Consider the following 19,009-nt stretch of genomic DNA (forward strand, 5'->3'; position numbering starts at 1 on the left):
ACCGGTGTACGTCACCTCGCCTACGCGACCTCCGGTTGGACATCGAGGAAGGCCGTTTCCAGCCGTCGGATCCGGGCCCAGAACTCGGCCTCCCGGCCGGACTCGAGAACGCCGAGATGCCCGCCGGGGACGACGCGGCCCACAAACGGCCCGGAAGTCCACACCCGCCAGCCGCCCGTGGCGTCGTCGCCCGAAGCGAACGCGGGGTCGTCGGTGCCGCGGATCGCCGCGAGAGGGCACGAGAGCCGTGTCCTGGCGGGCCCGCGGTAGGCGTTCACCAGCTGGAGGTCGCCGAGCAGCAGGTCCAGCGCGTACTCCCAGCCTTCGGGTGAATCGCGGTACCCCGCGACCGGGGTGAGCCCGGTGCGGCCGAACACCCGCCCCATGGCCGACGCGCCCGCCTTGGCGTCCTTGTCCGGCGAACGTCGTTGCGGGGCGCACGCGTCCACGACGATCAGCGCGCCCGGGGCGACGCCCAGCCGTTGCGCCGTTTCCAACGCGACGAAGGCGCCCATTCCGAAACCGATCGTCACGGTGCGGGAGAACCAGTCCTCGGACGTCGCATCGGCCAAGAGCGTGGCGAGTTCTTCGACAGAGGACGCCGGTGGCTCCGAGGGCCGTTCCCCGTGTCCGGGATATTCGACGCCCCAAACGTCCGCACCGGCCGTGGCGGCGAGTGGGCCGAACGTCCGGAGAATTCCACCCGCGGGCGGAAGCAGCAGGTAGCCGGGGCCGCGACTGTCTGATGTGGACAGTGGGATGAGCGGGACCGTCATGATCCGAAAGATACGCGCGGTTAACCCGAATGGGGTAACGGTTTGGGTTCGACCAAGATCAATTCACCCGGCAGGGGGAGAGCTTCGGAAGAAAGGCCCCCGGCCGTGTCGTATCTGGCGTTCTCCGTTCGACGTCCTGATAAAGAGCCGGAAGGAGAAAGCGATGACCACCACGACACTGGCCTCGACCACGCGGCTGAACCCGGTGCGCCGTACCCTGCCGGTTCTGCTGGCGCTGGAGGACGACGCGGAAGACCTCGGCCGCCTGTCGCCGGACGACAGGCTGACCTGCCACGTGCACGGCCGCTGGATTCACGAGTGCGTCGCCTCCCCGATGCACGTCAACCCGATCACCCGGCACCGCTGGTGCCGTTCGTGCGCGACCGCGCTGATCGTCTCCGTCGACGAGCTGTCCGGTGACGTCAAGATGTCCTGCCCTCGGTGCGGCCACGGCGAAAGCGCCGCCTCGGCCCGGCTGATCGCCGCGTGCCGGGCCAGCCTGGAGGCGGCACGCGGTCACTCCGGCGCCAAGGCCGCCTGAGCGACCCACTTGAGGAGGCGCTCGATGACCAGCTCGCGATCCTCCGGCTGGAGGTAGAGGTAGTGCCCGGCTCCGGGCAGGATTTCGACGTCGGCCCGGGGGAGCAGGCTTTCGAGTCGTGCGGCGGCGGCGGTCGAATCGTGGACGACGCTTCGGCCGCCGAAGAGGGCGAGCGTGGGTACCTGGATGGACTTCAAGTCCGCCTCGTCCGGGCAGACCTGGAACGGCACCCGTGCGCGGTACGAGCGGATCCCGGCGAGCACCAGCCGGGCGGCGGGCTGGTCGAAGACGTCCTCTCCCGCGGACCATGTCACGAACCGCCGCCAGAGGCGTTCGCTGTCGAGTACGGCCGCGGGTGTGCCGTACCAGAACACCTTCCGGGCGAACGGCGCCGAGACGGTGGTCGCGTCCAGCAAGCCGAGTGACGCGATTCTGCCGGGTGCGTGGATCGCCTGGTTGACCGCGTGCCAGCCGCCGGTCGAACCACCCACGAGGTGCACCGAGGTCAGCCCGAGGCGATCGAAGACGTCATCGAGCGCGCTCACCCGGTCACGGATGTCCTTGAACGGCGCGGTTTGCACGCTCCGTCCCGCCTCGCCGAGGGTGTCGATCGCGTACACCGCGTGCTGTTCGGCCAAGGCGGGGATCAGCGCCGCGTAACAGGCCGAGGTCGCCATGAGCCCGGGCAGCAGGGCGATCGGCGGGTCTTCGCCGCCGTAGCGGTAGACCCGGGTGGTGCCATGGCGCGTCTCGACGTCGAACAGGGCACTCGGCTCCGGGCACTCGGCCATGGCGCGGGCGTAGGCGGCGAAATAGCGCCGTTCCGCCGCCGGATCTCTGAATTTCCCGATTTTCGTCATGTGGTGAACGCTAGGCAGAGCCACGTTTCCGGTCTTGAACGAAAGTAAGCTGACGGCATGGGCGGGTGGAGTCTCGTGGTACCGCGACGGGACATCGTCCGCGCGCCCGGAGAGCGGGTGCTCCGGGCGCCGCATCCCAGCCTCGCCGCCCACATCTTGAGTTACGTCGCGCACGACCTTCCCCACGCGGGGCCGAACTCGTGGCGGGTCACCCCGCTCTCGGCACTCATCTGGGTGATCGACCTCGAAGCGCCGGAACGCGCGATGCCGGAATCGCCCGTGCTGGGATTGCGAGATCGGCCGCTCCTCGCGGAGCAGGCCGGTGTTTCGAGAGGTATCGCCGTCGCCCTGACCCCGCTCGGCGCGTACGGATTGTTCGGGATTCCGCTGCGTGAGCTGACGAATTCGGTGATCGCGGCGTCCGATCTGATGACGTCCGGGCCCCTGACCGAGCGGCTCGCGGAGGCGGCGGACTGGCCGGAGAGGTTCCGGTTGCTCGACGAGTACCTGCTGGAGAGACTCGCACGCGGTCCGGAACTCTCCGCACCTGTTCGGTACGCCTGGGACCGCCTTTCGGCCGGGCCGGTCCGCGTCGACGCCCTCGCGGACGAGATCGGCTGGAGCAGGCAGCACCTCAACGCCCGGTTCCGTGCACAGATCGGGTTGAACCCCAAGACCGTCGGGCGGATCACCCGGCTCAACCGCGTGATGGCGCTGCTGAACCGGGCGTCGTCCCTCGGCTGGGCGGAGGTCGCGCACCTGGGTGGCTACAGCGATCAGGCGCATCTCGTCCGGGAGTTCAGGGCCCTGACCGGCTGCAGTCCGACCGAGGTCGGGAAACCGGCCGGATTATTTGTTCCGCCAGGTCACGGCGCGTGAATCGTCGGTTTCGTAAGGCTTTGACGTGTACGCGAGCGAGGCGATCGGGTCCGACGGGACCCCGAAGTGCAGACGGCAAGCCTCGAAGACCGCTCCCTTGGTCGAGAAGTCGTGCGGTGCGATGCTCCCGCCCTTGCAACCGTCGACCTCGGAACTCCCCACTCCCAGCAGGGAGCCCGGCCAGCCGCCGCTCTTGGTCCTCGCGCTCAGGATCGGCGCGGTCACCCTGGCCAGGTTCGTGCCGTCGACGTTCGTCAGCTTCTCGCGGACGAAGAAGAAGTTCTTCCCGCGCAGCTTGGCCTTGTCCTCGTCTTTGAGCGGCAGGCCGTTGATGTCCGCGTCCGACGCCTTGACCGATTCGACGGTGACCGTCAGCCCGACGAAGCCCTTCGCGTAGTCACTGTAGATCGGGATGATCGCCTGCTCACCGAACTTCAGCTTCGTGCCCGGTTTGACCGCGTCGCCGGTGACCTCCAGCGTGGGCGTGGTGGTCAGGTACGGCTTCTCCGTCGTCGTCGGCGGGGCACTGGCGGACGTCTCCCCGGACGTCGTGGCGGCAGTCCTGGCCTGGCCGGTGTTCGCCGGCGGCGTGCAGCCGACCAGTGCGGCGCCGAGCACCGCGGCGATGACGGCGTGACGAACTCTCGGACGTGTGGGCACGACCGATCTCCCCTCGAAAGTGAAAGCGCGTGGATTTCCCCCCGGCGATCACTCTAGACAACGAGCGTTCACTCGATCGGCGGAGGTAGGTTGCGGGTATGACCCAGGTTTCGTCGCCTGCCGAGGCGGCCACGAGGATCACTGGACGAGCCGTCGTCGAGCAGAGGGGTCTCGCGGGCGCCGTCACCGAAGTGGTCCTGGACAGCGGTGACACCGTGGTCGTCAAACGGGGTCACGCGCGGAAAGCGACTTCCGCGGAGGCGGCCGGGCTGCGTTGGCTGGGTGAAGCCGGTGCCGTACGGGTGCCCGAGATCCGCGGGTTCGACGACGAGTGGCTGGTGACCGAACTGGTCGGCGGCGGCCGTCCGACGCATCACGCGGCGGAACGGCTGGGCCGGGGCCTGGCGGCGTTGCACGCGGCCGGTGCACCCGCGTTCGGCGCGGCGCCGCCGGAAGGGCCAGTCGACGCGTGGATCGGCTTGGCCCCGATGGAGAACGCGCAGGGGGAGGACTGGCCGGAGTGGTACGCCGAGCATCGGGTCCTGCCCTATGTCCGCCGCGCTGTCGACGAGGGCACGCTGGACGGCGCCGAAGCCGCTGTCATCGAGCAGGCCTGCGCACGCCTTCCGGAGGTGGCCGGACCGGCGGAACCGCCCGCCCGGCTGCACGGTGATCTGTGGAACGGCAACGTGCTGTGGGGTGCCGTCGAAGCCTCGATCATCGACCCCGCCGCGCACGGCGGCCATCGCGAGACCGATCTGGCCATGCTGCAGTTGTTCGGCTGCCCGCTGCTCGACCGCGTACTGGCCGCCTACCAGGAGGTCACCCCGCTCGCCGATGGCTGGACCGACCGGATCGGGACGCACCAGCTGTTCCCGCTGCTCGTGCACACCGTCCTCTTCGGACGGTCCTACGCCGGGCAGGCGGTCGCTGCGGCGAGGGCGGCGGGTCGGTAGTTCACCGCGCGATGCGGTCGAGCCATTCGGCGAGCATCGCGTGCTCGGCCGGGGTCAGCGCGTCCCCGGGTTCCTTCTCCAGCGCGGCCTTGAGCGCGATCGCGCGGCTCGGGATGTCCGAAGCTTCGTCGGTGGTGTCAGTGGTGATGGTCGCGATGACGTGTTCGCGCGCGGCGGTGATCAGGCCCGGATCGCGGTGCTCCGGCGGGCTCGCGAGGAGCGAGAGGATCACGCCCATCCCGGTCGCGTGCACCAGTTGCGCGGCTTGTTCGACGGGTACGCGCAGCCTGCCCGCCTCGGCGATGCGTTCGACGATCCGGCGGAGCATCGAGTCCGCCTCTTGGCGCGCTTCGCGGACGCGGGGCTCGCCGTACATGAGCATGTAGAACGCGGGCTGGGACAGGCCGAATTCGACGTGCAGGTCCCAGCCGCGCCGAAGGTCGAGCACCGGGTCGTCGGTCTCGCCGAGGCCGTGCTTCTCGCATAGATAGCTCTGGAAGCCATAGGTGGCGACGGCGTCGAGAAGGCCCTCCTTGTCGCCGAAGGTCCGGTAGAGGGTCGGCGCCTGCACTCCGGCGGCCGCGCTGACCGCGCGCGTCGACAACGCTTCGCGTCCTCCCTCCAGCAGAAGCTCCGCCGCGGCGCGGACCAACCGGTCTTTCGTCGTCAAACTCATGTATCAACGATAACACCTGGCGGGTATCGCTGGTTCGGTATCGGTGATACGTTTATGGCGTTATCAACGGAAACACCTGATGGGAGCACCTCATGACACGCGTAGCGATCGTCACCGGCGGGTCGCGGGGAATCGGCCGGGAGTCCGCCGAGCGACTGGCCGCCGACGGATTCGCGGTCGTCGTCGTTTACGGCGGTAACAAGGACGAGGCACAGGCCGCGGTCGACGCGATCGGCGCCAAGGGCGGTCAGGCGATCGCGGCGCAGGCCGACGTCGCCGACGAGCACGCCGTCGCGGCCGTGTTCGACACCGCGGAGAAGACCTTCGGCGGGATCGACGTCGTGGTCCACGCGGCCGGGACCATGTATCTCGCACCGGTGGCCGAACTGGATCTCGACCGGCTGGACCGGTTGCACCGCACCAACATCCGCGGCACCTTCGTGGTCGACCAGCAGGCCGCCCGCCGCGTCCGTGACGGCGGCGCGATCATCAACTTCTCCACGTCCGTGCTCGGCCTCGCCCTGCCGGGGTACGCCGCCTACGCCGCCACCAAGGGTGCGGTGGAGGCGATCACCCTGGTCCTCGCCCGCGAACTGCGCGGCCGCGACATCACCGTGAACGCGGTCGCCCCCGGCCCGACGGCCACGGCGCTGTTCCTCGATGGCAAGGACGAAGAGACCATCGCGAGCATGGCCGCGCAGCCGCCACTCGAACGCCTCGGCACCCCGTCCGACATCGCCGAAGTCGTCTCGTTCCTCGCCGGTCCGGCCCGCTGGGTCAACGGCCAGGTCCTCCGTGCCAACGGCGGCATCGTGTGAGGTCTCCCTACGGCTGGTGTTCCCAATGTCGCATCTGAGACGCTCAGCGACTCAAATGCGACATTGGGAACATGGTCGCCGTCCTCGTCACTTACTAGGGCCGCGGCTCCGTGTCGTCCACTCCGATCCCACGAAGATCCGCCGAAGTGAACACCGCGTCCGCCCGCTCCCCGAGAAGGATGCCGACCAGCGGTTCCATCGTGTCGACGTACGACTCCAGCAGTTGGTTTCGCAGGTCGAGGCTTCGTCCCATCGACTTGAGCACCGGCTCGTCCTGGCCTGCCCGCTCCAGTACCTTGACGAGCAAGCCGCCTTCGAGAATGCCCGATGGCTGGATCGCCAGATGGTTCCGGGCCGCGCTGGTGAACATCATGAACAGGACCGAACCATCGGTCCTGTCGGAGACACCCTCGAAGGTCAGTTCGAGACCGAAGAGCGACTCCAGCCCCTTGAGCACCTGCTTCCGGTGAGTGTGCAGGGCGTCGGATTCGGCCTTGTCATCGATGAACCGGTCCGCGTAGTCCGGCTGAGCCTGGAGGTAGGCGAGAGCGAACGCGCGGCGGTCGTAGTTCTTGGTCACGAGGGAACGGTAGGGAACAGCAGGGCGGGCCCGCCACGGAATTAGCGAGCCCGCTCCTGGAAGTCCTTTGTGGACGGAAGATCAGACGACGGTGCCTTCGGCGTCGTCGTCGGAGTCGGACTCCTCGATCTTCCACTTCAGCTGGAACTCGACCTCTTCCTCGCCGTCACCGCGTTCGTGCTCGATCGAGAACTGCGCGCGGGCGGGGACGCGGAACCGTTCCCCGGCGATCTGGATGCGGAACGAGGTCTCGGACTCGAGCGCGTCGGCGAGGCGGCGCAGCTTGGCGACGACGTCGGCGGTGGAGTAGACGCGTTCGACGTCTCGGGGAGCGGATCCGGTCACGGTTTCCTCCAGGGTCCGACACCCTGGCCGGGTGTCCGTGGCGTCATTCAATCGTGTGATCATCGCGCGCCGCAGGCGGGGTCACGGTGTCCGGGCGAGGCGGAAACCGACGTCGTCGACGCGGAACGTGGGGTGGCTGCGGCGCCGTACCCCGGCCCGGCAACTCCAGTGTTCGTCGAACCAGCCGCCGCCTCGCAGGACCCGGTACTCGCCGTAGACGTCGGCGTCGTAGATGTCCCAGCACCATTCCCAGACGTTGCCCAGCATGTCGTGCAGACCCCACGCGTTGGGTGTCTTCCCGCCGACTTCATGCACCGACTCCGCCGAGTTCTCGCGGTACCAGGCGATCTCGTCGAGCGGTCCGTAACGAGGACCGGTCGTACCGGCTCGGCAGGCGTGCTCCCATTCCGCTTCGGAGGGCAGGCGGTAGCCGTTCGCCGACCGGTCCCACGACACTTCGGGGTCCAGCCGGTAGGCCGGGGTCAGCCCTTCGCGTTCGGACAGCGTGTTGCAGAACCGGAGGGCGTCCGGCCACGAAACCTCGACGAGGGGAAGCCTGCCGGCCTCACGGGTGACCGGAACCGGCGCGAGCAGGAAGGACGCGACGGCGACGGTCCAGCTCCGCTGCGTCCGCCGGTCGGAAAGCGTTACCTCGCCCGCCGGCACGGTGATCATCTCCATGGTCCGGCCGATGGTACCCAGAGCGGCGGCGCCGGTGCGCCATGATGAGCGGGTGCCTCTGCTCATCGAGCCCGTCCTGCCTGCCGGTACGTTCCGGGCCGCCAAGCAGCCATGCCTGGTCGTCGACGACAGGCTGGTGTTGCGACCCTGGTGCGCTGAAGACGCGGAGAGCGTCGAAGCCGCCTTCGCCTGTCCCGCCATCCAGCGCTGGCACGTCCGCCGCGTCGACGGCGAGGCCGAAGCACACGCCTGGATCGCGGGGTGGGAGCAGCGCTGGACGGACGAGACGGACGCGAGCTGGGCGGTGGTCGACGCCCGTGAAGACCGGCCGGTCGGGCAGGTCGGCCTCCGCACCGTCTCACTCTTCGAGGCGTCGGCGCAGTTGTCCTATTGGGTTCTCCCTTCCGCACGCGGCACCGGGATCGCGGGCGGCGCGGTGGCGGCGTTGACGCGGTGGGCGTTCGGAACCATCCGGCTGAACCGGTTGTCCCTCCTGCATTCCACCGCGAACAACGCCTCCTGCCGCGTCGCGGACAAGGCCGGATACGGCCTCGAAGGCACCCTGCGCTCTTCGATGTTGCACGCGGACGGGTGGCACGACGTCCACCTCCACGCGCGGCTCAGGGGCGACTCGGCACCTGTGCCCGCCGGATCAGCAGCAGCGGTATGACGGCGATCGCCGCGCTGATCCAGAGGGCGTGGCGATAGTCGTCCGTCGCTTCCGTGACGAAACCGGCGAGCACCGGTCCCAGGAACGCGCCCGCGTTGAGCGCGACCGTCGCGAACGAACCGCCCAGCGTCGGTGCCCCGGTCGCCACGTGCATGACGCGCGCCACCAGCGCCGACCCGCAGCCGAACGACAGTCCACCTTGGACGGTCGTCACGGTGAACAGGGCGATCGGGTGCGCTCCCGTCGCCGCCAGCACCGCCCAGCCCACCGGCAGGGCGCACAAAGCGAGGATCAGGCCGCGCCGGAGTTCACCGTCGCCTTTGCGGCCCGCCACGGTGACCCCGAGGAACGCGCCGACGCCGAAGGCCGCCAGCAGCGCGGAAACCGCCCCGGCGGGGAGGTGGGCGACATCCGTCGCGATGACCGCGAGGAACGCGAACGTCGCGAAGGTCGCGCCGTTGACCAGGGCCGCGAGGATCATCGCCTGCCGCACCGGAGGCGCTTTCAGATCGCGTGCTTCGCGCCTGATCGAGACTTCGGGCCTGTCCACCGCCTCGGTGGGTGTCGAACGGAACACCAGGACCAAGGCGGGCAGGCACAGCGCGGCGACCGCCCAGAACGCGGAGCGCCAGCCCGCGAGATTACCCAGGACGGCTCCGGCAGGCACACCGGCGACACACGACAGCGTGATCCCCGCCAGCAGGACCGCGGTCGCCCGCGCCTGCTTTCCCGCCGGTGCCAAGGCGACCGCGACGGGCATGGCGACGGCGAGGAACCCGGCGTTGGCGACCGCCGCGATGATCCGAGTGCCGAACAGCACCGGAAAACTCGTCGTCACCGCGCCGATGACGTGCACCACGACGAAGGCGGTCAGGAACCCGGCCAGTGCCCGGCGGCGCGGCCAGCGCGCGCTGAGCACGGCCATCGCGGGGGCGCCGACGATCATTCCGACCGCGTACGCCGAAGTCAGCGCGGCGGCGGCGCCCACCGGGACGGACAGGTCACCGGCGATTCCCGGTACGAGACCGGAAGCCATGAATTCGGAGGTGCCTTGCGCGAAGACGGCAAGGCCGAGGACGTAGACGAACAGGGGCAACGGACGACTCCCAAGCAGAAAGTGAACAGGAGGAGCCGTGCGCGGGACAGGAGGAAAACCGGCCGGGCGCACGGAAGAGCGCTCCGGTCACCGGGAAGCGAGGGGGACGGCGTCTAACCGCCGGACACGACGACTCGCCGCCGGATGACCGGCGGCGGGATTCTGTCCGACTCGGGGCTCGTCACGAGTGCGCACATTACACAGGCGGTGGCGAACGGCCTAACGGGTATTGCCGGTCAGCGAGGAAAACGGTGTCCGTTCCGCGGACCGGAACGCTTTCGTTGCCCCCTTGAATAAAGCCGAGTAATGCGTTCTGACCTGCGGTTTTCGTGATTGTTTCGGTACTGGGAACCGATCCGGGATTCGGTTAACCTCGACTCCATGATTCCAACGGTCGTCTGGGGTACAGGCAACATCGGCCGTGCCTCCATCCGCGCCGTGGACGCGCATCCGGCGCTGGAACTCGCCGGTGTGCTCGTGCACGATCCCGCGAAGGTCGGCCGCGACGCGGCCGCGCTCGCCGGTGTCGACGGCGAATTCGGTGTGGCGGCGACCGATGACGTCGAAGCCGTGCTGGCGGCGGGCCCGCGGGCGGTGGTGTACGCGGCGTCCGGCGACATCCGGCCCACCGACGCGCTGGCCGACATCGTCCGCGCGATCCGGGCGGGGGCGGTGGTGGTGACACCCGCGCTCTACCCGCTGTACGACCAGCGCAACGCGCCGGACGAACTGCGGGAACCGGTGCTCACGGCGATCGCCGAGGGCGGCGGCTCACTGTTCGTCTCGGGCGTCGATCCGGGCTGGGGCAACGACATCCTGCCGTTGCTGATCAGCGGGCTCGGCACCACCGTGGAGGCGGTGCGCTGTCAGGAGATCTTCGACTACTCGACCTACGACCAGCCGGATTCCGTCCGCTACCTGGTCGGCATGGGACAGCCGATGGACTACCAGCCGCCGATGCTGGCCCCGTCGGTTCCCACCATGGTGTGGGGCGGGCAGGTGCGGCTGATCGCCCGCGGCCTCGGTGTCGACCTGGACGAGATCCGCGAGACGCTCGACCGCCGTCCGCTCGAGGAAACCGTGACCACGCGGGCGATGGGTGAGTTCGAGGCGGGTACGCAGGGCGCCGTCCGGTTCGAGGTGCAGGGGATCGTGGACGGCGAGCCCCGCATCGTCATCGAGCACGTCACGCGCATCCACGCGTCGTGCGCGCCGGACTGGCCGAAACCGCCCAGCGGCGACGGGGCGCACCGGGTGATCATCGAAGGCCGTCCCAGGATCGAGGTCTCGGTGGAGGCCACGGACGAGGGCGAGAACCGGTCCGCCGGCGGCAACGCGACCGCGGTCGGCAGGCTGGTCGGCGCCATCGACTGGCTCGTGGACGCCAAACCGGGGCTCTACGACGCACTCGACGTCCCGTTGCGACCGGCCATCGGCAAGCTTGGAAGGAGCGCGCGATGAACATTGACATCCCCGAGGGCAAGGACCCGATCGGCTACGTGTGGGGCGAGATGGTGCCCGGCATCGGTGTCGCGGCGTCGAACTTCTCGCTCGCGGTCTACTCGCACACCACGCTGGGGCTCCGCGAGTTCGAGGCGGCCCGGCTGCGGACGGCGCAGATCAACGGCTGCGTCTTCTGCCTGGACTGGCGGACCGAACGCGACGGAGTGAAGGTCGAAGAGGAGTTCGCCGACGCGGTGACCGAGTGGCGCACCACCGACGCGTTCGACGAGCGGACCCGGCTGGCCGCCGAGTACGCCGAACGCTACGCGCTCGATCACCACGGAATCGACGACGAATTCTGGAAGCGGATGGGCGAGCACTACAGTCAGGCGGAAATCGTCGAATTGAGCATGAGCATCGGTGCCTGGCTCGCCTTCGGACGGCTGAACCATGTTCTGGGAATCGACACCGTTTGCGTTCTGCCGAAGATTTGAGAGCTCAGAGGAAAACGCGAGCGATTTCCAGCCACTGCTGAGCATCCTCGCCTCGCGGTCAGCTGAGAGCCGAACCACGGAAACCCTTGGCCCAGGGGAATGTCGCGTAGCGCCGGCACCGAAAACGGGGCGGCGGGCGCCGCGCACGAGGCACCCGCCGCCCCGGACGGCGTCAGAGATCGGTGGCGAGGATCTTTTCGATGTTCCTCTCCGCCAGCGCGGTGATGGTGACGAACGGGTTCACCGACGTATTACCCGGAATCAGCGCGCCGTCGATCACGTAGAGCCCCGGATAGCCGTAGAGCCTGCCGTAATTGTCGGTCGCCTTGCCCAGTACCGCGCCGCCGAGCGGGTGATAGGTGAGGTGGTCGCCCCAGATCTTGTACAGCCCGAAGAGGTCGGTCCGGTAGATCGTCCCCTCCTTGGAATTGATCTTGTCGAAGATCGTCTTCGCCATGTTGATCGACGGCTGTTTCCAGGCTGTCTGCCAGTCGAGGTCGACCTTGTTCGTGCTCGCGTTCCACGAGAACGCCGCCCGGTGGGGGTTCTTGGTGATGGACAGGTAGAACGAGGCGTAGGTCTCGATACCGGTCGGCAGCGGCGCGACCTCGGCGAACGCGCCACCGGCGGCCCAGTTGTCGATGCCGGCGGTGGGGATGGACGACTGCAGCGCGCCCGTGGGGTCCCACATGTGGTTGGCCCGGCCGCACATGACGTTCCCGTTGTCGCCCCAGCCCTTGCCGACCTCGGTGCTGAGGTTGGGCAGTGCGCCGGTGGCCTTGAGCTTGACCAGCAGTTTGCTCGTGCCGACACTGCCCGCGGCGAAGAACACCTTGTCCGCGGTCACGGATTTCGTCGCGGTCACCATGCCGCTGGTGTCGAGTTGCTCCATCACCACGGTGTACCCGCCGCCGGACGACGGCGTGACCGACGTGACGCGGTGCAGCGACGAGATCGTCACCCGCCCTGTCGCCCTGATCCGCGGGAGATAGGTCTGCTGCAACGATTTCTTGCCCGCGTTGTTGCCGTAGAGGATCTCCCCGGCCAGCGCGGACCTCGGTGCCGTGCCCGCCTGCTCCTTCTTCATGTAGTCCCAGTCGTACACGTCCGGAACGAACAGGAACGGGAAACCCGACCGCTGCGCGTGTTTCCGGCCGACCCGCGCGTACTGGTAGCACTCGGCGGTTTCGAACCAGTTCTGGTCGATGGTGGCGACGCCGAGACCCGTGTTGGCACGCGGGTAGTAGACGCCGTACATCTCGTCGGCGTTGACCGTGGGCAGGACCGAAGCGAAGTTCTCGCGCTTCGGCGTGACGGCCATCCCGCCGTTGACCAGTGAACCGCCGCCGACGCCGCGGCCCTGGTAGACGGTGATGCCGCTGAACTCCTCGGCGTCGAGGATCCCGGTGTGGCGGGGGACGTCCTTGTCCAGCGGGAAGCCGAGGAAGTTGCTCAGCGGCTGCTTGGTCCGCGTCCGCAGCCAGAAGGACCGGTAGTCCGGGGTGGTCGTGTTGGCGAAGATCTTGCCGTCCGTGCCCGGGGTGTCCCACGCCTTGCCGAGTTCGACCAGGTGGACGTCGACGCCCGCCTCGGCGAGCCGGAGCGCGGCGACGCAGCCGCCGTATCCGGAACCGACGACGAGTGCCGGGATTCGCGCGGCGTCCGCGATCGAACTCTTCGCCGATGGCGTGTTCTCAGCGGAGGCGAAGGCGGTCCCACCCAGGGCCGCGGCCCCCAAGATAGAACCAGTTCCTGCGATAAAGACGCGGCGGGATAACTGTCCAGAAGCGCTGCTCCACATGGTTTCGTCGCTCACGTGATCGTCCTCACCGTTGAGGGATTTAGAACAAGTTATACCTGTGGGCCTACCGGGAGGCAATGAAAGTGAAAGTTCTTTCGACTCGCTTGGGCCGGGCAGGCGGGCATCGCGCCGGTGGATGGGCCACTATGTACTGCTGTGGAGTCCACTCGAGTTGATCGCTGGCTGTGGGCCGTCCGGCTGACCAAGACGCGCCCCGACGCCGCCGCGGCCTGCCGTGGCGGGCATGTCCGCGTGAACGGCAAACCCGCCAAACCCGCGACGACGGTCGTGGCGGGCGACGAGGTGCGGGCCCGGGTCAACGACACCACGCGGATCTTGGAAGTGACGCGGGTGATCCAGAAACGGGTCGGTGCCGCCGACGCCGCGACCTGTTTCATCGACCGGACGCCCGCGCCGCCGCCCGAGTCCGCCGTGCCGGTCGCGCGGCGGGAGCGGGGCGCGGGGCGCCCGACCAAACGGGAACGCCGTGTGCTCGATCGTTTCCGTTCCGGTGAGAACTGAGCAGGTTCAGTCCGAACCGGCCTCGACCGGGAACGAATGGTGCTCGTGCGCGACGAGCCAGCGGCCGGATTCCTTGCGCAGCCCGAAGGTCAGCCGCAGCCGGTTCGCCGGGTTCCGCTCGAACTCCTCGGCCGTGCCGCAGCGCAACAGGGCGTGCGCGAACGCGACCTCCTCGCCCGCGGTGACGTCGAGCGAGACGATCTCGAACGACGCGCCCGTCGCCTGCCAGATGAAGAAGGACGGCCAGGTTTCGCGGTAGGCGTCGATGCCGAGAACGCCTTCGTAAGGCGGTGGGACGTCGAACATCACGATGTCGGTCGCGTGCCCGGCGAGAACGGCGTCGAGATCGCCTGCGTGCACGGCCTTGGCCCAATCCTCGATGAGGGTGCGGATCCGGCTTTCGTCGGTACTCATGAAGTGCTCCTCTGGTGGGGTTCGACTTGTTAACCCCGCGAGCCCGGGAAACTCATCGCGTTCACATACATGGACGTTGTTCACATCCGTTGACGAGTGACAGGGACGTGAACTATAAAGGCTGAGTCCGGGTGTACACGCCGCAACACCTTCCGTCAGTCCGTCACGGAGGTTTCGGGTGTCCCGAAAAAGTCCTCTTCGTCGTGCCGTCCTCCCGGCGGTCGCCGCCGTGGTCGCCACCGCCGCACTCCTGCAGGTACCGCCCGACGTGGCGGACGCGGCGCCGGGACCCGGCGCGCTGACCGGCCTCGATGTCGGCGCGGCCAACCGCCGCGCGCCGGTCGCGGGGCTCTACGACTGGTCCAAGGCCGGGTACCGGGGCGGTGCCGCGCTGCCCGGCTCCGGTGAAGTGAATCCGAACGCCGCCTGCCAGGTCACCGCCGCGGAGCTGGCGGCCCAGTACAACGTCGAACCCGACGACGGCGCCGACGACACGAACGGGATCCAGGCGGCGATCGACGGGATCAAGAGCGCGTGCTCGCCGTCGGGGAGCTACACCAAGCTGAGCACGATCACCTTCCCGGCCGGACGGTTCGACGTCACGCACGAGATCCACGTCGACGCCGACTACCTGATCCTGCGCGGCGCGGGCAAGGACGCGACGAAGTTCGTCTACCGGCCCGACGCGAACACCCGGTACGACACGCTCACCCCGGACGGTTCCGACTGGGACGAGGACGGGATGACCTCGGGCGCGGGCAAGGGCGGCTGGCTCTGGCCGGGGCGCGGGCTGTTCCGTGTCCAGTCCAGGGGAGTGCACTCGTCCTACGCGAGCGACCACGCCTCGGCACCCGCCAACCGCAAGGACATCTTCGAAGGGACGATCAACGTCCACTGGAAGGCCGGGGTGAAGCTGCGCGGCAAACCGGGTGACACCGCGTTCGCCGCGCGGACGGGGGACCGGGTCGTCCACCTGGCGAGCAGCGGCGCCCTGACCTCGCTCGCCGCCGGGAGCCTGGTGAACATCCGCGCGGCCAACTCGCAGAAGTTCTACGAGCAGCAGCAGGCGACGCCGACCACGTTCCCGTTGCTGAACATGCACATGCGCCAGCAGATCTTCACCATCGCGGCGCTCGACACGTCCGCGCGCACCATCACCCTCGACAAACCGCTCGAGTACGACGTCCCGGTGAACTCCACTTCGGACGGTTCGGCCCCGATCGACGGCGCCACCTACGACTCGAAGGCGGCGCCGCTGGTCGATCCGGTGCTCGGCGTCGGATTCGAGAATCTCGGCTTCACGCAGGACATGCCTGGCCTGAACCCGGCCGAGGCGAACAACAACTACGGGAACATGGCGCCCGCCGCCGAGATGCACGGGATCGTGTTCAAGTGGGCGGCGAACTCCTGGGTCCGCGGCATCCGCGCCGACCTGACCGGATCGCATCCGATCGTCACCGAGGAGGCCAAGAACCTCCAGATCGTCGACAACGAACTCAACGGTTCGTGGAACAAGGGCAAGGGCGGCAACGGCTACTTCCGCGGCTCCCGGGTCTGGGACTCGCTCTACGCCGGGAACACCTCCACCCTGTTGCGGCACTTCACCTTCCAGTGGTCCGCCTCGGGCAACGTGGTGATCGGCAACTCGTTCGACTCCGACCTGAACCTGCACGGCGGCTGGGAACGCAACAACCTCTTCGAGCTCAACACGGTCAAGGTCCCCTACGCGCACCGCTCCGGGAACTGCCGGGCCAACTGCGGTGAAGAGGGCGGCGGCGGTCCCGACGACTCGAACTGGTTCCCGATCTGGTGGGGCGCGGGCAAGAAGGCCGTCAAATGGTCGGGTGCCACCGGGCCTCGCAACGTGTTCTTCAACAACGCCATGACCAAACAGCTCACGGACAACGGCCCGTATAACGACTTCTACGCCGACCGGCATCGCGTGTACGCCTTCGGGTGGGACGGCACCGCGTACAAGCACCTCGACGCCGGCGGCACGCCGATCGCCGACTGGGCGAAGAACGAGCAGCGGGACTACACCGGTGGGCACGGGGTCGACGCGACCAAGACCGACGCCGCGTCTTCGCTGTTCCTGAAGTCCGTGGACGGGACTCCGCCGTCCTCGTCGACAGGCCAGACCTCGACACCGATCACACCGACTTCGACGACGCCGACCACCACGACCAGCTCGAATCCTGGCGGTTGCCTGACGGCGGCGTTCGCCCGTAAGTCGGTGTGGGACAGCGGCTACGGGGCCGGTTTCACCATCACCAACAGCTGTTCGGCGGCGGTAGGTTCGTGGGCGGTCGAGTTCGACCTGCCCGCGGGGACGACGGTCAGCAGTTCCTGGAGTTCGGTGCTGACCAAGACCGGCCAGCGCCACCGGTTCGGGAACGCGTCGCACAACGGAAGCGTCAAACCCGGCGGCACGGCGACGTTCGGCTTCAACGCCGCCGGTCAGGGGCTCCCGGTCGCGTGTTCGATCGCCGGAACGAAATGCGGAGGCACGGAATGACGAGGAAACGACTGCTCGCCGCGATCGCGGCCACGGCGTCGGCGGCGGGCCTGTTGGGCGCCGTCGTCTCCGCCGAGGCCGCCGCGCCCAGCCTGTCCGCCGTGTTCGCCCAGAGTTCGGCCTGGGACAGCGGGTACGGCGGGAAGTACACGCTGACCAACGCCGGGGACGCGAACAGTACACAGTGGACGATCGAGTTCGATCTGCCCGCCGGGACGGCGATCACCACGTCGTGGAGCTCGGTGCTGACCAGGACCGGGCGGCACTACAAGGTCACCAACGCCGGCTTCAACGGCACGATCAAACCCGGCGGGACGGCGAGCTTCGGCTTCAACACCGCCGGGCTGGGCCTGCCGACCGGATGCACGGTCAACGGCAGCCCGTGCGGGGGAGGGGCGCCGACCACCACCACGCCGCCGAGCACGACGACCACCACGAGCAAACCACCGACCACCACGACGACCGTGCCCGCGGGCGATGTCGTCGACGTCGACACGGCGGCGGAGCTGCAGGCCGCGCTGGCGGCCGCGAGCCCTGGTCGGACCATCCGGCTGGCCGCCGGGACCTACCGGGGTTCCTTCGTGGCCACGAAACCCGGGACGGCCGGTGCGCCGATCACGGTGACCGGGCCGTCGACGGCGGTCCTGATCAACGACGGTCCCTCGGGCGAGGCACCTTCCTGCCCGGCGCCGACGGCGGGCTGGGACTCCGGGTACGGATTCTGGCTCTACGGTGCGCCGTACTGGCACCTCCAGGGTTTCACCGTGCAGGAGTCGAAGAAGGGCATCGTCGCCGACAACTCGCACCACACCGTGATCGACGGGGTGCGGGTGCACCGGATCGACGAAGAGGCCGTCCACTTCCGGCGTTCGTCGGCCGACAGCGTCATCCGTGACTCGACGATCAGCCACACCGGCCTCGTGCAGGCGGGCTACGGCGAGGGCGTCTACCTCGGCTCGGCGAACTCGAACTGGGCGTGCCACGGCAACTCCGGCGGAGTCGACCGCAGCGACCGGATCCAGGTGCTCGGCAACCACATCGGACCGTACGTCGCCGCGGAGGGCATCGACGTCAAGGAAGGCACCGAAGGCGGCGTCATCCGGGGCAACACCTTCGACGGCCAAGGGATTTCCGGGCAGAACTCGGCCGATTCCTGGGTCGACGTCAAGGGATTCGGTTACGTCATCGAGGACAACACCGGCACCTTCGCCGCACCGGGGACGTTCGTGAACGGCTACGAGACACACAACCCCGGCACCACCCAGTCCTTCCCCAACGGCTGCGGGAACGTCTGGCGGGGCAACAAGTCCGATCTCGGCGGCGTGGGCCAGTACGCCATCAAGATCACGTCGACGTCGAAGTGCCCGGAACGGCCCAACGTCGTCCACGCGTCCAACACCGTGTCCAGGGCGGTGAACGGGCTGACCAACATCCCCGTCACGCCTTGACGGACGCCGGTGGCGGGAGCGGCGCGGCTCCCGCCACCGGCGCGTCAGTCCCGGACCGCGGTGATCGTGACGGTGGCGTAGCGGGTGGTGAACCGGCCGCCCAGCCGGTCGATCGCTTCGCCGACCTCGGCGAGGATCTGCTGCTGCACAGCGGGTTCGACCCAGGTGAGCGAGCCGAACGTCGGGAGCTGGTCCAGCCATTCGTCGCGGGTGTGGACCCGATCCCAGTCGTGGCGGATTCGCTCCGGTTCGCGGAAGCCGCCTGCTTCGCGCAGGCCGTCGGCGACCTTCGCGATGAGCGGCCCGTTCGGGTCGGCGGGCTGTTTCGGCACGCTCTTGAGGTCGATCGGGGCGTCGGGGACGAACCGCCGGTACGCATCGGCCAGGGCGTCCGTGACTGCTTCCGGTGGTTCGGGCACGTGCCAGAACGCGGCCCAGACCCCGCCCGGCCGGAGGACTTCGGCGGCCTTGGCGGCGCCTGCCACCGGGTCGACCCAGTGCCAGGCCTGCCCGGAGACGAGCAGGTCGAACCGGCGTCCGGCGGGTTTCCAGGCCTCGAACTTCGCGATCTCGACGTCGACTCCGCTCCGGCGGGCGAATTCGGCCATCCGCGGATCCGGTTCGATGCCCAGTACGTGACAGCCCGCCGCCTGGAACTGGCGCCCTTCGATTCCGGTGCCGATACCGACGTCGAGGGTTTCGCGGCCGGGAGCGGCCGCGACGAGGTGGTCGATGAGTTCCGGGGGATAGGCGGGCCGGGTCCGGTCGTAGCGTTCGGCGTCCACGCCGAAGGATTCCGCGGCCTGCCGATGACGGTGAGGCTCCTGCCCCGAC

The 19,009-nt window shown here is 68.6% G+C and carries 21 protein-coding genes; 10 read left to right on the forward strand and 11 right to left on the reverse strand.

What is annotated here, in order from left to right; translation table 11 throughout:
• Positions 1–20: 20 nt before the first annotated feature.
• Positions 21–776, reverse strand: coding sequence for a thioesterase II family protein (locus ACLJPX_RS17935; RefSeq protein ID WP_410601084.1), 756 nt, complete (start codon positions 774–776; stop codon positions 21–23).
• A gap of 163 nt (positions 777–939) precedes the next feature.
• Between ACLJPX_RS17935 and ACLJPX_RS17940 the strand changes: the two genes are divergently transcribed.
• Positions 940–1,317 carry a hypothetical protein gene (locus tag ACLJPX_RS17940; RefSeq protein WP_101608064.1) on the forward strand — a complete coding sequence of 126 codons (378 nt, stop codon included), beginning with the start codon at positions 940–942 and terminating at the stop codon, positions 1,315–1,317.
• Here ACLJPX_RS17940 and ACLJPX_RS17945 read toward each other — a convergent pair.
• Positions 1,293–2,177: an alpha/beta fold hydrolase gene (locus ACLJPX_RS17945; protein WP_410601085.1), complete on the reverse strand. Its 885-nt coding sequence runs from the start codon at positions 2,175–2,177 to the stop codon at positions 1,293–1,295. The genes ACLJPX_RS17940 and ACLJPX_RS17945 overlap by 25 nt on opposite strands.
• A gap of 57 nt (positions 2,178–2,234) precedes the next feature.
• On the opposite strand from ACLJPX_RS17945, the gene ACLJPX_RS17950 reads away from it, so the two are divergent.
• On the forward strand, positions 2,235–3,056 hold the full coding sequence (locus tag ACLJPX_RS17950) for a helix-turn-helix domain-containing protein (protein ID WP_410601086.1): 822 nt from the start codon (positions 2,235–2,237) through the stop codon (positions 3,054–3,056).
• On the opposite strand, the gene ACLJPX_RS17955 is transcribed toward ACLJPX_RS17950, so the two are convergent.
• Positions 3,027–3,716, reverse strand: a complete 690-nt coding sequence (locus tag ACLJPX_RS17955; protein WP_410601087.1) for a hypothetical protein — start codon at positions 3,714–3,716, stop codon at positions 3,027–3,029. The two genes, ACLJPX_RS17950 and ACLJPX_RS17955, sit on opposite strands and share 30 nt — an antisense overlap.
• A 98-nt stretch (positions 3,717–3,814) precedes the next feature.
• Between ACLJPX_RS17955 and ACLJPX_RS17960 the strand changes: the two genes are divergently transcribed.
• Positions 3,815–4,672 carry a fructosamine kinase family protein gene (locus ACLJPX_RS17960; protein WP_410601088.1) on the forward strand — a complete coding sequence of 286 codons (858 nt, stop codon included), beginning with the start codon at positions 3,815–3,817 and terminating at the stop codon, positions 4,670–4,672.
• A 1-nt stretch (position 4,673) separates the two neighbouring features.
• On the opposite strand, the gene ACLJPX_RS17965 is transcribed toward ACLJPX_RS17960, so the two are convergent.
• On the reverse strand, positions 4,674–5,348 hold the full coding sequence (locus ACLJPX_RS17965; RefSeq protein ID WP_410601089.1) for a TetR/AcrR family transcriptional regulator: 675 nt from the start codon (positions 5,346–5,348) through the stop codon (positions 4,674–4,676).
• 92 nt (positions 5,349–5,440) lie between these two features.
• Here ACLJPX_RS17965 and ACLJPX_RS17970 point away from each other — a divergent pair, with 92 nt between their 5' ends.
• Entirely contained in the window at positions 5,441–6,166 is a 726-nt protein-coding gene (locus tag ACLJPX_RS17970; RefSeq protein WP_410601090.1) for an SDR family oxidoreductase, read from the forward strand.
• Between the two features lie 94 nt (positions 6,167–6,260).
• Here the strand turns inward: ACLJPX_RS17970 and ACLJPX_RS17975 are convergent, their stop codons facing one another.
• From ACLJPX_RS17975 to ACLJPX_RS17985, 3 genes are all read right to left on the reverse strand, one after another.
• Positions 6,261–6,746 (reverse strand): hypothetical protein, encoded by a 486-nt coding sequence (locus ACLJPX_RS17975; protein WP_410601091.1) that lies wholly within the window; start codon positions 6,744–6,746, stop codon positions 6,261–6,263.
• A gap of 81 nt (positions 6,747–6,827) precedes the next feature.
• Positions 6,828–7,091, reverse strand: a complete 264-nt coding sequence (locus tag ACLJPX_RS17980) for an amphi-Trp domain-containing protein (RefSeq protein WP_101608056.1) — start codon at positions 7,089–7,091, stop codon at positions 6,828–6,830.
• A gap of 81 nt (positions 7,092–7,172) precedes the next feature.
• Positions 7,173–7,772 carry a formylglycine-generating enzyme family protein gene (locus ACLJPX_RS17985; RefSeq protein WP_410601331.1) on the reverse strand — a complete coding sequence of 200 codons (600 nt, stop codon included), beginning with the start codon at positions 7,770–7,772 and terminating at the stop codon, positions 7,173–7,175.
• Positions 7,773–7,824: 52 nt separating this feature from the next.
• Between ACLJPX_RS17985 and ACLJPX_RS17990 the strand changes: the two genes are divergently transcribed.
• Positions 7,825–8,442, forward strand: coding sequence for a GNAT family N-acetyltransferase (locus tag ACLJPX_RS17990; RefSeq protein ID WP_101608054.1), 618 nt, complete (start codon positions 7,825–7,827; stop codon positions 8,440–8,442).
• Here the strand turns inward: ACLJPX_RS17990 and ACLJPX_RS17995 are convergent.
• Positions 8,393–9,538 carry a Cmx/CmrA family chloramphenicol efflux MFS transporter gene (locus tag ACLJPX_RS17995; protein WP_410601093.1) on the reverse strand — a complete coding sequence of 382 codons (1,146 nt, stop codon included), beginning with the start codon at positions 9,536–9,538 and terminating at the stop codon, positions 8,393–8,395. The genes ACLJPX_RS17990 and ACLJPX_RS17995 overlap by 50 nt on opposite strands.
• 381 nt (positions 9,539–9,919) lie before the next feature.
• On the opposite strand from ACLJPX_RS17995, the gene ACLJPX_RS18000 reads away from it, so the two are divergent.
• Both ACLJPX_RS18000 and ACLJPX_RS18005 read left to right on the forward strand, forming a co-directional pair.
• The gene (locus tag ACLJPX_RS18000) at positions 9,920–10,999 is read left to right on the forward strand and encodes a dihydrodipicolinate reductase (protein ID WP_410601094.1); all 1,080 of its coding nucleotides are present in this window, start codon (positions 9,920–9,922) and stop codon (positions 10,997–10,999) included.
• Positions 10,996–11,475 (forward strand): carboxymuconolactone decarboxylase family protein, encoded by a 480-nt coding sequence (locus ACLJPX_RS18005; protein ID WP_410601095.1) that lies wholly within the window; start codon positions 10,996–10,998, stop codon positions 11,473–11,475. Before ACLJPX_RS18000 ends, ACLJPX_RS18005 begins: the two co-directional genes overlap by 4 nt.
• Before the next feature lie 172 nt (positions 11,476–11,647).
• On the opposite strand, the gene ACLJPX_RS18010 is transcribed toward ACLJPX_RS18005, so the two are convergent.
• Positions 11,648–13,213 carry a GMC oxidoreductase gene (locus ACLJPX_RS18010; RefSeq protein ID WP_410601096.1) on the reverse strand — a complete coding sequence of 522 codons (1,566 nt, stop codon included), beginning with the start codon at positions 13,211–13,213 and terminating at the stop codon, positions 11,648–11,650.
• A gap of 219 nt (positions 13,214–13,432) precedes the next feature.
• Here ACLJPX_RS18010 and ACLJPX_RS18015 point away from each other — a divergent pair, with 219 nt between their 5' ends.
• On the forward strand, positions 13,433–13,798 hold the full coding sequence (locus ACLJPX_RS18015) for an RNA-binding S4 domain-containing protein (protein ID WP_410601097.1): 366 nt from the start codon (positions 13,433–13,435) through the stop codon (positions 13,796–13,798).
• A gap of 6 nt (positions 13,799–13,804) precedes the next feature.
• Here ACLJPX_RS18015 and ACLJPX_RS18020 read toward each other — a convergent pair whose 3' ends face one another.
• Positions 13,805–14,212: a YybH family protein gene (locus ACLJPX_RS18020; RefSeq protein ID WP_410601098.1), complete on the reverse strand. Its 408-nt coding sequence runs from the start codon at positions 14,210–14,212 to the stop codon at positions 13,805–13,807.
• A 178-nt stretch (positions 14,213–14,390) separates the two neighbouring features.
• Between ACLJPX_RS18020 and ACLJPX_RS18025 the strand changes: the two genes are divergently transcribed.
• Entirely contained in the window at positions 14,391–16,727 is a 2,337-nt protein-coding gene (locus ACLJPX_RS18025; protein ID WP_410601099.1) for a cellulose binding domain-containing protein, read from the forward strand.
• Positions 16,724–18,175: a cellulose binding domain-containing protein gene (locus tag ACLJPX_RS18030; RefSeq protein WP_410601100.1), complete on the forward strand. Its 1,452-nt coding sequence runs from the start codon at positions 16,724–16,726 to the stop codon at positions 18,173–18,175. Before ACLJPX_RS18025 ends, ACLJPX_RS18030 begins: the two co-directional genes overlap by 4 nt.
• A gap of 44 nt (positions 18,176–18,219) precedes the next feature.
• Here ACLJPX_RS18030 and ACLJPX_RS18035 read toward each other — a convergent pair whose 3' ends face one another.
• Positions 18,220–18,960 carry a class I SAM-dependent methyltransferase gene (locus ACLJPX_RS18035; RefSeq protein WP_410601332.1) on the reverse strand — a complete coding sequence of 247 codons (741 nt, stop codon included), beginning with the start codon at positions 18,958–18,960 and terminating at the stop codon, positions 18,220–18,222.
• Positions 18,961–19,009 lie beyond the last annotated feature (49 nt).

This window comes from Amycolatopsis sp. lyj-90, assembly GCF_046549035.1.
Taxonomy (GTDB): domain Bacteria; phylum Actinomycetota; class Actinomycetes; order Mycobacteriales; family Pseudonocardiaceae; genus Amycolatopsis.